This window comes from Dyadobacter sandarakinus (genome assembly GCF_016894445.1).
Lineage (GTDB): Bacteria > Bacteroidota > Bacteroidia > Cytophagales > Spirosomataceae > Dyadobacter > Dyadobacter sandarakinus.
On record NZ_CP056775.1, the window covers coordinates 1,925,972 to 1,939,166 of the forward strand.

13 protein-coding genes and 1 riboswitch are annotated in these 13,195 nt (G+C 47.2%); of the genes, 12 read left to right on the forward strand and 1 reads right to left on the reverse strand.

Features of this window, described 5'->3' with window-relative positions:
- Positions 1–5: 5 nt before the first annotated feature.
- Positions 6–101: riboswitch (TPP riboswitch) on the forward strand.
- Positions 102–173: 72 nt separating this feature from the next.
- The 11 genes from thiS (at position 174) to HWI92_RS07640 (ending at position 11,575) form a co-directional block, all read left to right on the forward strand.
- The gene (thiS, locus tag HWI92_RS07590; RefSeq protein ID WP_204662338.1) at positions 174–377 is read left to right on the forward strand and encodes a sulfur carrier protein ThiS; all 204 of its coding nucleotides are present in this window, start codon (positions 174–176) and stop codon (positions 375–377) included.
- A 30-nt stretch (positions 378–407) separates the two neighbouring features.
- Positions 408–1,727 carry a thiamine phosphate synthase gene (locus HWI92_RS07595; protein WP_204662340.1) on the forward strand — a complete coding sequence of 440 codons (1,320 nt, stop codon included), beginning with the start codon at positions 408–410 and terminating at the stop codon, positions 1,725–1,727.
- Complete coding sequence (locus HWI92_RS07600; RefSeq protein WP_204662343.1) at positions 1,721–2,485, forward strand: thiazole synthase; 765 nt, start codon at positions 1,721–1,723, stop codon at positions 2,483–2,485. The genes HWI92_RS07595 and HWI92_RS07600 overlap by 7 nt, the downstream gene beginning before the upstream one ends.
- On the forward strand, positions 2,475–3,587 hold the full coding sequence (thiH, locus tag HWI92_RS07605; protein ID WP_204662346.1) for a 2-iminoacetate synthase ThiH: 1,113 nt from the start codon (positions 2,475–2,477) through the stop codon (positions 3,585–3,587). The genes HWI92_RS07600 and thiH overlap by 11 nt, the downstream gene beginning before the upstream one ends.
- A 334-nt stretch (positions 3,588–3,921) precedes the next feature.
- Positions 3,922–4,263 carry a hypothetical protein gene (locus tag HWI92_RS07610; protein ID WP_204662348.1) on the forward strand — a complete coding sequence of 114 codons (342 nt, stop codon included), beginning with the start codon at positions 3,922–3,924 and terminating at the stop codon, positions 4,261–4,263.
- A 593-nt stretch (positions 4,264–4,856) separates the two neighbouring features.
- Positions 4,857–5,426: a dihydrofolate reductase family protein gene (locus HWI92_RS07615; RefSeq protein ID WP_204662350.1), complete on the forward strand. Its 570-nt coding sequence runs from the start codon at positions 4,857–4,859 to the stop codon at positions 5,424–5,426.
- A 10-nt stretch (positions 5,427–5,436) separates the two neighbouring features.
- Positions 5,437–5,793, forward strand: a complete 357-nt coding sequence (locus HWI92_RS07620) for a YciI family protein (RefSeq protein ID WP_204662352.1) — start codon at positions 5,437–5,439, stop codon at positions 5,791–5,793.
- 7 nt (positions 5,794–5,800) lie between these two features.
- Positions 5,801–7,027 (forward strand): RNA polymerase sigma factor, encoded by a 1,227-nt coding sequence (locus HWI92_RS07625; RefSeq protein WP_204662353.1) that lies wholly within the window; start codon positions 5,801–5,803, stop codon positions 7,025–7,027.
- A 169-nt stretch (positions 7,028–7,196) separates the two neighbouring features.
- Entirely contained in the window at positions 7,197–7,757 is a 561-nt protein-coding gene (locus tag HWI92_RS07630; protein WP_204662354.1) for an NADPH-dependent FMN reductase, read from the forward strand.
- A gap of 84 nt (positions 7,758–7,841) precedes the next feature.
- Entirely contained in the window at positions 7,842–8,198 is a 357-nt protein-coding gene (locus HWI92_RS07635; protein WP_204662355.1) for a hypothetical protein, read from the forward strand.
- A 644-nt stretch (positions 8,199–8,842) separates the two neighbouring features.
- The gene (locus HWI92_RS07640) at positions 8,843–11,575 is read left to right on the forward strand and encodes a malectin domain-containing carbohydrate-binding protein (protein WP_204662357.1); all 2,733 of its coding nucleotides are present in this window, start codon (positions 8,843–8,845) and stop codon (positions 11,573–11,575) included.
- 87 nt (positions 11,576–11,662) lie between these two features.
- On the opposite strand, the gene thpR is transcribed toward HWI92_RS07640, so the two are convergent.
- On the reverse strand, positions 11,663–12,202 hold the full coding sequence (gene thpR / locus HWI92_RS07645; protein WP_204662358.1) for an RNA 2',3'-cyclic phosphodiesterase: 540 nt from the start codon (positions 12,200–12,202) through the stop codon (positions 11,663–11,665).
- A 138-nt stretch (positions 12,203–12,340) separates the two neighbouring features.
- Between thpR and HWI92_RS07650 the strand changes: the two genes are divergently transcribed.
- Positions 12,341–12,856, forward strand: coding sequence for a DUF1543 domain-containing protein (locus tag HWI92_RS07650; protein WP_204662360.1), 516 nt, complete (start codon positions 12,341–12,343; stop codon positions 12,854–12,856).
- Positions 12,857–13,195: the final 339 nt, after the last annotated feature.

Here is a 13,195-nt window from a genome sequence, read left to right on the forward strand (position 1 = left end):
CTTTGCCACAACTTTAGGGGTGTCCCGATGTGCGGACTGAGATCATACCCTTTGAACCTGATGCAGCTAGTACTGCCGAAGGGAAAAGCAGGAGTTACCGTGTTCCGTAGCTTCCTTCCATCTTTTCTTCATAGGTCCATTCCTAAGGTTTTTCATTTAAAACTGTATATGGAATGGAAATCAAACTAAACGGTCAGGCAACTCAAATCGACGCTACGTGTTCCGTGGGTCAACTCATTTCCGAATTCTATGAGAGTTCCGGCAAGGGCATTGCAGTTGCCGTCAATCAATTCGTCGTCCCAAAATCCGACTGGCCCCATCGCAGGCTTTCCCCTAACGATCACATCACCATCATCACCGCCACCCAAGGCGGCTAGATCGAAATCGGAAGCAAAATCATTTGTAAAATGGACTTAATCGTGATCACACATCCGGAAATGCTGCCGGATGAAGCAGATATCATCAACCGCCTCTTCGCACTGGGGCTACCGCGCCTGCATGTGCGAAAACCGGAAGTATCCGAAGCGGATATGAAGGCATTGATCCAAAGTATAGCGAAGACGTACCGGGGCCGCATGGTACTGCATCAGCATCACCAGCTTGCGGCGGTATTCGACATCGGTGGCATTCATTTCACGGAACATAACAGACTGATGCAGACAGCTGATGATCTGAACGAATGGAAAAAACATGGGTTTACATTAAGCACGTCCATCCACGATCCGGATGCGCTTCAAAGTCTTTCCCACAGCTTTGACTATGTATTTCTGGGACCTGTGTTTGACAGTATTTCAAAACCTGGTTACAAGTCCCGAATTCCGGATGAGTTTTATTTGAATAAATACAATTACACCGGAAAGGTATTTGCCCTGGGCGGCATTGATGTTCACAACATCCAAACGATCGCCCAGATGGGCATGGATGGTGCCGCGGTACTCGGCAGCATCTGGCAAAAGCCGGAAAATGCGGTGAATCAATTCAGGCTTCTCGCCTCATTGCCTGATTTTTCGGCAATGAAATCGGAAGTGAAAATTGAAAATGACACCTCCAAGAATGCCGACAAACGTAGCGCTGGACATTCCGATCAGCAATTTCATACCCCGGTGATCGGCCGGCTACAGTTTATTTCGCAGGAAACGGAAGAGATGTCGCACCTGGATAGCATCCGGCTGGCCCTGGAAGCGGGTTGCCGGTGGATTCAGCTACGTATAAAGGGTCGTACCGAAGAGGAAATCCTTGCCATGGCCCGGGAAGCCATACAATTGTGCGACCGGTTCGGCGCCCGGCTGATCATCAATGATCATCCCCGCGTCGCCCGCACTGTGCAGGCTTATGGACTGCATCTGGGTCTTACCGACATGCCGATCCCGGAAGCACGGTCACTGGTTAGCAGAAAAATGATCATCGGCGGCACGGCCAATACCTGGGAAGACATTCAGTCACGCATCGCCGAAGGTGCTGATTACATTGGTCTGGGACCATTTCGTTTTACCAGAACCAAACAAAACCTGAGCCCGATCCTGGGCACAGATGGATATGCAAGACTCATGCAGCAAATGACCGAAAATCGCTTTCAAACGCCCATTATCGCTATCGGCGGTGTTACGCCGGAAGATATTGATGTGCTTCGGCAGACTGGCATTTACGGCGTAGCGCTGTCTTCCGCATTGATCGGTGCCGCCGACCCGAAAGCCACCGTTTCACAAATTCAACAAGCCCTATGCTAACCATCGCAGACAAAACTTTTCAATCCCGGCTGTTTACCGGCACGGGCAAATTCAGCTCAGCCCAGGTTATGGAGCAGGCATTGCTGGCCTCCGGCTCCGAACTGGTTACCGTTGCCCTGCGGCGCGTCAATGTACGCGACCGGTCCGACGATATATTAAGCCACCTGGATCACAGCCAATTTCATCTTTTACCCAATACTTCCGGCGTAAGAAATGCAAAAGAGGCCATTTTTGCCGCTCAGCTGGCGCGGGAAGCTTTGGAAACCAACTGGCTGAAACTGGAAATTCACCCGGATCCGAAATATCTGCTCCCGGACCCGATTGAAACCCTCCTTGCAACCGAGGAACTGGCTAAGCTGGGTTTTGTCATCTTACCCTACATCCACGCCGATCCCGTACTCTGCAAAAGGCTTGAAGATGCCGGCGCTTCGGCCGTGATGCCGCTAGGCTCGCCGATCGGGAGTAACAAGGGACTGAAAACCATTGATTTCCTCGAAATCATCATCGGGCAGAGCAAAGTTCCGGTTATCGTGGATGCCGGGATCGGTGCCCCTTCGGACGCTGCAAAGGCGATGGAGATCGGGGCGGATGCCGTGCTCGTGAATACGGCCATTGCCGTGGCAGGCGATCCGGTGGCTATGGCCGGGGCTTTCAAAATGGCAGTACAGGCCGGACGCATGGCTTATGAAGCAAAATTAGGAATAACCGGCGCGGCCAGTGCCAGCAGCCCATTAACCACATTTCTGGATGAGCTTTAAAGAGATTTTTGAAAAATACAGCTGGCAGGAGGTCAGGGAAAGCATTCTTGCAAAAAATACCAGGGATGTGGAAGATGCCCTGCATGCACCCCAACGCAGTTTGGAGGACTTCAAAGCATTGATTTCTCCTTCCGCAGCCCGGTACCTTGAACCGATGGCACAGCTGAGCCGCAGGCTGACGCAGCAGCGTTTTGGCAAAACCATGCACATGTATATTCCGCTGTACCTGTCCAATGAATGCACCAACATTTGTACTTACTGCGGTTTCAGCATGAACAATAAGGTTCGCCGGCGGACACTTACGGAGCGCGAGATCATGCAGGAAGTGGAGGTAATCAAACAAATGGGTTACGAGCACGTGCTCCTGGTGACCGGCGAGGCGAACCAGACGGTGCATGTGGACTACTTTAAAATGGTACTCGAACTGATCCGCCCGCACTTCACACAGATTTCCATGGAGGTACAGCCGCTGGATCAGCAGGAGTACGAAACATTGATCCCGCTGGGCCTGCATTCCGTGCTGGTTTACCAGGAAACGTACCACAAGGATGAATACCGCAGACACCATCCGAAAGGGAAAAAAGCACATTTCCACTACCGGCTCGACACACCCGACCGGCTCGGCAGGGCCGGGATTCACAAAATGGGACTTGGCGTGCTGATCGGATTGGAGGATTGGCGAACGGATAGTTTCTTCACCGCGCTGCATTTAAATTATCTTGAAAAAACCTACTGGCAATCCCGGTACGCACTTTCATTCCCCCGATTACGCCCTTTTTCCGGTGGTATTGAGCCGAAGGTCAACATGTCGGACCGGGAGCTTGTACAGCTGATCTGTGCTTACCGGATTTTCAATGCGGAGGTGGAACTGTCTTTATCGACCCGCGAATCTGAAAAGTTCAGAAACCATTGCATCCAGCTTGGGGTAACCTCCATGAGCGCCGGTTCCAAAACCAACCCCGGCGGCTACATCGTAGCACCCGAATCCCTGGAACAATTCGAAATCTCCGACGAAAGAAGCCCCCAAGCCATGGCCCAAATGATCAGAGGGGGCGGATATGAGGTAGTTTGGAAGGATTGGGATGAAGGTTTGATGATTTAGCCCCGCGCTGGCAGGAGCTGGTGATTTTGAAGGGTTGCGCAATGTCTTTTTACGCAAACATTGCTGTGGTTCAATAAGAATAATGATCTTAAAAAGTTAGCTAACTCGTTCGGGGAAGCTGAATATGAAAACTAGGAATTAATATATACAACTGAAATTTTAGAAGTTTATAAATACAAGCATTTTCAACTTTTCTTTTACCAACATTCTACAATTTCGAAAGGTAAGAAGCGACAACATCTGCTTTTGAAACGTCCATTATCTGATCGGATATATCACCAGGGTATCTGTCGACGGAGTCGATTAGCAAGTAGTAAACATACCTAAACCTTGTATGAAGTTTAACGAACTATATCAGAAAACGATTAAATACTTCCCCGCTAGTATTGACATTTCAGATGGGATATTCACTGCGGAGAGCAAGGGATTTCTCTCTCCGAACCTCTCTGAATCATGGAATTTGGCTGAGTCGTATGCTGAAAATGAATGGGAGGCACTACTTGTCTGGGTTATATATCAGAAATTACATGCAAAGGCCATTTCCATATTTAAAACCGATAGTGCCAGATTGATCGAAACAGACAAAATAGGATTATCTGGTATCGAGAAAATGTTCTCAGCAGCTTTACAAGACGAAGGTTATGAGGATATGCTTAAAGAATATCAGGACAGCTAAACAGTGTTTTTAAGAAACTGAAAGGAATTAGTCATTTACGTTTAACAGGTCAAAAATCGTAACTCAACATTTTGACGGGTCGGTTTCCCATCTATATTTTTGAATTGGCGGATTAAGAAATGTCTCACCTTTCTGCACCAAGCAAAGAAGTTTTTTAAGACGCTTCTAATCCTCTCTGTTTTTAGTGTTTAACATTCCTGCAACCCCCAAAGTACCGGCTTTCCTCCCGGTAGTATATCGCCCATTCCGGCTGCTGCAACCTTTAAAAGTAAACTCACTTCTGCCGGTAGTCATTGTACGTTATCCTAGCCGCAATTCGAATTCAGAGTCAGAAACAGTTATAAGGGTCCTTTTGCTTCGTCTATACGGTAGATCAGGCTAGAAAGAGCCCAGCTGCGGATTCGTATCAATCCAGTCACATCCATCAACCCGGAACTTCAATCAACACGCTCATACTGTTACGTTAATCCGATTGTCTGCGCGGGGATTTACATGATGATGCATTTGAACAAATTTTTAAGCCAGGTGTCCCATTTTCTCAGACCCATTTGTAATGGAGATGGAAACAGTTTTTAAACATCAAACTTTAACAAATGGGAACGCTCAGCACATTCAATTTCATTACCCTGAATGGGTTTTACAAAGATGCTCAAAACGATACTGGCTGGCACCGTCATGGCGGCCAGGAAAGCGGCTTCGCTTCTGATCAGCTGGAAGGGCGTAAGTCCATTCTGGTTTTCGGCCGCATTACCTACGAGCAAATGGCCGGATGGTGGCCGACTGATGCCGCGCTGAAAGCAATGCCGGAAGTTGCAAAAGGCATGAATGAATCCCTGAAAATTGTGTTCTCAACGACCATGGAATCGGCCGGGTGGGAAAATACAACCCTTATTAAAGGCGACCTTATCGAAGAAATTAAAAGGTTGAAAGCTGACCCGGACGTTGAAATGACTATACTCGGAAGCGGCAGCCTGGTCGCCCAGCTTGCTGATGCGGGGCTGATTGACCATTATGCCATTATGGTCGATCCTGTCGCTTTGGGCGATGGCAAGCCTCTATTTTTCGGCATGAAGTCCAAATTGGATCTGCAACTGGTGGACACCAGGACTTTCAGCAGTGGTGTTATTTTACTAAATTATGTACCCATGAACGTCCACCCTTAAACCGTGCCAAATGGAAGAATATATCGTTTTCATGCGTTTAGACCTGCTCACAAAAGATGCTCAGCCCTCCCCCGAGCAGATGCAGGTTTATATGAAGCAATATCAGGATTGGGTTAGCGGGATCGCTGCTCAAAACAAGTTTGCAGGCGGCAAGGGGCTGGCTACCGAAGGTAAGGTCATCACATCCAACGATGTGGTGACTGACGGTCCTTTTGTGGAGATCAAAGAATCTATTGCCGGTTTTATTATTGTGAAAGCCGCGAGTCTGGATGAAGCCACCGAACTCGCACGTGGTTGCCCGATCCTGAAAGGTGCAGATAACAGTGTGGAGATCAGGAAGATCAGCACGGTACATCCGGCAAGTTGATTTTCTCATGAACAATTTAATCCCCCACCTTTTCCGGACCGAGTACAGCAAAATCGTATCGGTTTTGTGCCGCCGCTTTGGGTTTCACCAAATAGAGGTAGCAGAGGACATTGCCAGCGACACTTTCCTGACGGCCTGGCAGTCCTGGGGTATCGAAGGAATACCGCCCAACCCGGTGGGCTGGCTGTATCTGGTGGCAAAAAACAAGGCTAAAAATCAGTTGCACCGCAATACAATTTGGCAGGATAAAATAATGCCGGGTATACAGCATGATCAGAACATTGCCGATGAAGAGGACATTGATCTTTCTCTTGAAAACATCATGGACAGCCAGCTGCAAATGATGTTCGCTATATGTCATCCGGCAATCGCGGCCGAGTCCCAGATTGCACTTTCCCTGAGGATATTGTGCGGGTTTGGGATTGAGGAAATTGCTGATGCATTCCAGACAAGCAAAGATGTTATTAATAAACGTTTGCTGCGGGGGAAGACGAAATTGCGCCAGGCTCCGATCGAAATTAATATCTCAGAGCCGGAGGAAATCAAAGCTAGGCTGGAACCTGTGCTGACAACCATTTACCTGCTTTTCAATGAAGGATATTATTCGATGAGCACCAATAAAGCAGTGCGCCGGGACCTGTGCCTGGAAGCGATGCGACTCTGTATTATGCTCATTGAAAATACGTGGACCAATGAGCCCCAGGTAAACGCTTTACTTGCATTGATGTGCTTTCACGCGTCCCGGTTTGACACCCGGCTCGACGATCAGGGTGAGCTTGTTGTCATGGAGATGCAGAATACGGAGCTCTGGAATACCGATCTGATCAGCAAGGGAGGCTATTTCCTGAGGAATGCTGCCAAAGGTCATATACTATCGCGGTACCATTTGGAAGCCGCAATTGCCTGCTGGCATACCGTCAAAGGTGACACTGTCGAAAAGTGGGAGAATATACTCCAATGCTATAATCAACTGCTCGACTTGCATTATACCCCGGCAGCGGCCCTCAACCGCATTTATGTATTTGCAAAAGTGTATGGGAAAAATGCCGCCATTTGCGAAGCAGAAAAACTGGCTTTGAAAAACAATCACTTTTACGATTTACTTCTCGGTGAGCTTTATACCGGTATCGACGACAACAAAGCCCAGTTCCATTTTGATCATGCAGTTAATAATGCGAAAAGCGAACTGGAAAAACGGGCAATTGAAAAGCGCGCTTTTAAGGTCTGCCCATGAGAAGCGCTTTATCATTGGGCTTAGGTCAAAAACAAGCTTCGGCAATTTGCATTTCAGATGCATAATGCTAAATCATACGTTGGTTTTGAATGGTGACAAGCCAATCTGAAAGCTGAAAAGTTTACCGATGCACATCGTATATTTGAAAAAACGATATCGATACATTTTTATGAACCTGAAAATCATAACGTCTACAACCCGGCCGGGGAGCAAAGGTATCACCATCGCAAAGTGGGTACACATCCTTGCGCTTCAGGAGAAAGACATTTCTGTTGAGCTGATAGATCTGGCAGAAATCAATCTTCCATTGATGGATGAACCTAATCACCCCAGGCTTGGACAATACCAACATCAGCATACCAGGGACTGGAGTACAACCATAAAGGAGGGCGATGCCTTTGTGATTGTATTAGCGGAATATAACTTCGGATTTCCAGCTCCTATCAAGAATGCCATTGACTATCTTTTTCACGAATGGGCATATAAACCGGTAGCGATTGTAAGTTATGGTGGCATATCGGGTGGAATGCGATCAGCACAGATGCTTAGACAAGTGCTTACAACGCTTCAAATGGTTCCAATTGCCCAGGGCGTAACAATCCCATTCTTCGCAAAAAACATTGATTCTGATAATACATACATTGGTGACGAATCTCAAAAGGAGTCTGCCGTCAAAATGTTTTCTGAGTTACAAAAGTGGACATCCGCACTTCGTCCACTTCGAAGGTAAATTGCAGCTATTTAATCATTAAAGTTTTTTAAGCTTTTTCCAACATATAGGGAGCTATGTGTACAAAATTTAATTATTTGCTTCATGTCCGATGAAATGCTTGCGCCGATTGGTGAGATTATTGATTTCGAAATCCAGCTGCTGAAAGGGGCTGCCTTGTCTGCCAGCCTGGAAATTAAAGTAGGTGAGCAATACCTGGTCTTTGGCGGTCCGGACATGTATGAAAGCACCCCCAATGCAGGAGCAGACTTAACCGGGCATTTTCTCAAAAGATGCTTTGAACTTTGCGAAGCAACCGATACGCGGCAGCTTACTGGTGAACTGGTCAAAGTGCGGTTCTCCGATCAGCGCATTGAAGCGATTTGCTCTTTGAAAAATGAAGATTGGTTCTACCCTGCTCTGGAATTTACCGATTTAAAGAAAGATTTTGATAAAACTTAACTGGCATCATTTCTCCACCAAATCATGATGAGATATTGTAGAACCGCATGCAAGATTAAAGAAATATAACTGCAACAACTTATTCTCTGACATCTCCTTAGAACCCGCCTTTTCCATTTGGTTCGCAAACATCTTCTGTTGCCAGGTGCTCTTTCGTGCCTTTCTTCTAAACAGCTTAATTTAAAAGCTTCTACAAATCTGTATGGATTATTGTAAATGTAAAATGGGCTTTGAAGTTCCCATTTTGTAGGCTAGTCTTATGTGTTAAAGTGCGTGCTTTTTGCAGTGGGAAAGTCCAGCAAAACACTACTCCGCTGAGCTTCTATTTAGCTACCTTCTTTTACAATTTATAAAGATCATTGCGCGAGAAAGTAATTCTTCCCATGCAGATCATCTCTCATTTCTGGACATGCAAAGCATGCATGTTTACCGGAAACTACTTATTTAAATTAAATAGAAGTATTTAGTAAACAGCTATGTACTTTTAAATGCAATTAATTACAAGGCAAATCCGCTTTACTTCAATTAATCCTTCTCAACGCCTGCTATTCTTTTCCAGCACCGCCCCTGCTCTACTTACTAGTTGTAATCATACTCCAAACTTTTTTCTTCTAAACCAATCTTTCTACCAAACCAAAGCTTTTATGCAGCGCAACATTTATCATGTCGTTCATCTATTTACCATTCGGGCAGGAAATGTTTGTACCAGCCCTTTGATCAGGTATCCCTGGCTGGCAAATCATTTTTCTGGAAAAACAATGCTGGCCGTCATGCTGGCAGGCGGCAGCATCTATCCTTCCACTGCCGGGCATACTGGTTTCAACACATTCGCTAATGAACCGCAGGGTACTTTTGCGATCGTAAATGAAACAAAGGATGCTTTTACCGCTGATCTGGATGGAAATGCTCATCGGGACTTTGCAGTACCGAAGCAGAACAGGCATTGGGTTTTTGCAAGAGTCGCCACCGGTACCAGCACCTTTGCCGGTAGTGCTGACGTGGCTGCCAACCCATTTCCTCATCGGGATGTCAGCAACAGCTTTGATGAAGGTGATCAACCTGGGCTGGTGAGTCAGAATGCAGCTTCTGGTAATATCACGTTTCAGAAATCTCTTTTCTTTGCCGATGCGGATGGTGACGGCTTCGGCGATCCAAAGGTCAGTACTCTTGCCAACCAGGCACCCGCTGGCTATGTGGAGGACAACACGGATTGCGATGATACAAATTCAACCATTAACCCTGACACAGAATGGGTGCTGGATGCCGACAATGACGGCTTCTTTTATGGTGAGCCGGTATGGAGCTGTGCCCAACCCGGGCCGGGCTTTAAGGTGCGCAACCGGCAGTATTATGCCGGTGATTGCAATGACAGCAACGGATCAGTGAACCCCGTGGCTGGCGATACGCCCAATGATGGTATCGACCAGGACTGTGACGGACTGGACCTGAAAACGTGGTACCGCGACGCCGATAATGATGGTTATGGTACAACCAACGAACAAGTGAATTCCAACTACCAACCCGACGGCTTTGTTGCAGACAACACAGATTGTGATGACTGGGATGCAGCCGCACATCCCGGCGCGGTAGTATGTCCGGTAACCATGATCCAGCCTTACCATGCTACGGGCAAATACACACTTGAAGCCCTGAACACGGAGTATGAATGTGGCATTACCGAGGTTCTTTATGCCGTTAGCGGCGCAACGGTGCGGTCGGGCAGCGGCAGGGATGCGAGCGGCACTTTCAACCCGGGTACCAGCACCATTACGTGGACGATCCGCCGCGAGGATGGCAACAATACGATCTGTGAAAGCAGCGTCATCATCAGCAGTCCTGGCGCAGTTATCCGTATCAATGCAGGCGGCGGCGCCGTCAATGCTTCCGGAGACCGCTCTTTTGCAGCCGACCGGTACTATGGCGGCACTGACCGGGTAAGATCCATTGCCAACCTGGATATCCTGAATACCACGGACGATGCGCTCTACCAAAACGAGCGTTCAGCGGCCAGCTTTCATTATAGTATCCCTGTGCCGAATGGTAAAACAAGCGTGGTCCTTCACTTTGCAGAGATCTGGTTTGGAGTGCCTGGCAAGGCAGTAGGTCAGGCCGGCAAGCGCAGGTTTAACGTCAACATCGAGGGAATCAGAAAACTGACCAATTATGACATCTTTGCCAAAGCAGGAGGCCCTTTGCGTGCCATTCAGGAGACCTTTCAGGTGGTGGTAAAAGATGGTGTTTTGAATATAGATTTTCTAAGTGGGGCGGCCAACTTTCCGACGATTTCCGCTATTGAAGTAATCACACAGGACGCTGGCAATCAGCCTCCGGTACTGGCAACCATTGGAAACAAAACCGCATTTATCGGGCAAGAACTGACCTTTACAGCTGTTGCCACCGATCCGGATGCAAGTCAGACCAGGCACTTTTCACTAATGAATGCGCCTGCAGGTGCCAGCATTGAGCCGACTACGGGTGTGTTCAAATGGACGCCGGCTGCTGCGGGTACGTCTAAGTTTACAGTTCAGGTTACCGATAGCGGGACGCCTTCGTTGTCAGACTTTGAAGAAATTACTATAACGGTCCCCAGCGCCTCAGCCGGTAACGCGATCCGGATCAATGCAGGCGGAACAGCTTTTACCACTGCGGACAACCGTACTTTCCTTGCCGACCAGTACTATACCGGCATTGACCGTGTGCATTCCATAACCACAGGTACTATCGCTAATACGAGCGAGGATGCGCTCTACGGCGACGAACGTTCATCGGCAGCGTTTGGCTACGCAATACCTGTACAAAACGGGAAGATGGATGTAGTGCTGCATTTTGCCGAAATCTGGTTTGGCGCTCCGGGCAAGTCCGCAGGGGGCGCCGGAAAGCGCAGGTTTCATGTCAACATAGAAGGAACCAGGAAGCTGACCAACTATGACATTTATGCCAAGGCGGGCGGCGCATTGCGGGCCGTCAGGGAAACATTCACAACCACAGTCACCGACGGAGTCCTTAACCTGGATTTTCTAAGCGGCCTGGCCAACCTTCCCACGATTTCAGCCATTGAAGTGATCCCGCAGTCAAAGGCTGCAAGGATTGCGGCAGACGACGAAACTTCAGAATCGTCACTTAGCAAGTCGCAAGTTTTTCCAAATCCAGCCGGCAGCAGGTTTACAGTATTGCTGTCCAGCTTGCATTCGGGTAAGGTAAACTTGCAGCTGACAAGCCTTGCAGGCTTTACGTTCTACCCTCCGGCACCCCACCAGCCTGTTGAATTGCAGCTAGAAGCGGATCTTTCCAGCTTACACCTCAGCTCAGGAACGTATATTTTGCAGATCAAATCAGCAGCCTTTACAGAGCACATCAAAGTCGTGATCTCGGAGTAGAAATGCTTCCAACACGTATAAAGAGCCTTTTAAGCGGATGCTTGAAAGGCTCTTTGCAGTTGAGCACAAGTGAACACAAAGAAATAATTACAAGTTGGCGCTCACTGAGCTGACACATCCATACAAGCCAGAATCGCGCAGATTGATGCTATCGTACAGATAGATATGCAACGCTTCGAAGTAAATTGGCTGTGCAAACTTGAAGGTCAGCAGCTGCTCGGCAGATTGTAATTCAGCTGCTTTAATGTTCCTGTTAACAGTAATGTGAGGGGTATAAACAGGATTTGGATCGTTATCGTACGCTGCAAACGTTGATTTGACCACCTGGCTCAACGTTGTCACCTCACCTTTGCCCTCTGATATGCTCAGATACATCACGGCCAGTTTTCCTTTTTTATAAAATCCGGATATGCCGTCAACTGAAATTTTGAATGAATTGAAAGTAAGGCTTTTAAACTGTTCAATCACTTCGCTCAGGTTTGAGACTTTGCCCAAGAATTGGAGCGTAATATGATAATTTGTAAATGCAGAGCGTTTTAGTAATTCTCCACCAGGTAGCATCTCCCAGAGCTGCTTTGCAATATCAGCTGGTACTGGAATTCCGATGAAAATGCGGTTCTTAGTCATCCTTATTTATCCGAAGATTGCTTTTAAAAGGCAAATCAGGCTGAGTTGCATCAAGGGCTTTTGAATTTATAATCTATAAAAATGTCGGGATTAAAACTATTCATGGTACTGCTGGGCTGCAAGCCGGAAGGCAGGCATGTGGAACAACACGATGTATTTTTTGGAATAGCCACTTCGCTGAAAGAACTGGCTGGCGAAATGGAAGCATTCTGGCCTGATTCCGGCAAGCTCCATATCGATGCCTGGCGGGAGGTGACCGTGGTAGAGGGATTCCAAATTCAGGTTGTTGCCGTAGATAAAAGCGAAGCGCCCGGCGAAGGGAGAAAAAATAAGTTGTTTTTCATAAACCTGGGAGGTTACCAGCCATTCAGGTTTGAAGAGCAGCATTACATGTTACTTACCATAAAATCCGATAAAGCCTCAGCAATCAAAGAGGCGAAAAAAACCTTGTTTTTCCAAACCAACCATTCCCCGGGAGCCAGCTCGCATATTGATGACAAATACGGTATCGACGTCGACGAGCTTTATGAAATTGAAGAAATATTGCCGCCGACTCAAAGAGGAAAATTTCGGATTAATATATCACTGAATGATAAATTAGATGCCGATGAGATTCATTTGGGCTACTTGAAGATGTCACTTTTGAAAAAATAAGTATGTACTGCCATTTAACGATTAAATCCTGCCACTCTCAGTTTTATTATCGGTGTTGTAAAAGGGTTCAAAAGCAGTTTAAATTTTGGAACTGAGAGTTTTACAAAAACTTTGTGCGAATTGCCTTTCGTCAACTCGCCAGGGCTTCATCATGGTTTGTTCCCAACACAACTAATAGGTAACATACATAGTGATGCCTGCAAGATATCCGAGCACTTTCCGGCAGATTTATATAAATTGCTTTTTTAACCAAGCACCTTTTCCACATGGCGCATACTACCTCCAATCTGAATAATTCAATGGATAGTGAGACCCAAATAGTTATTCAAATTTTTATTA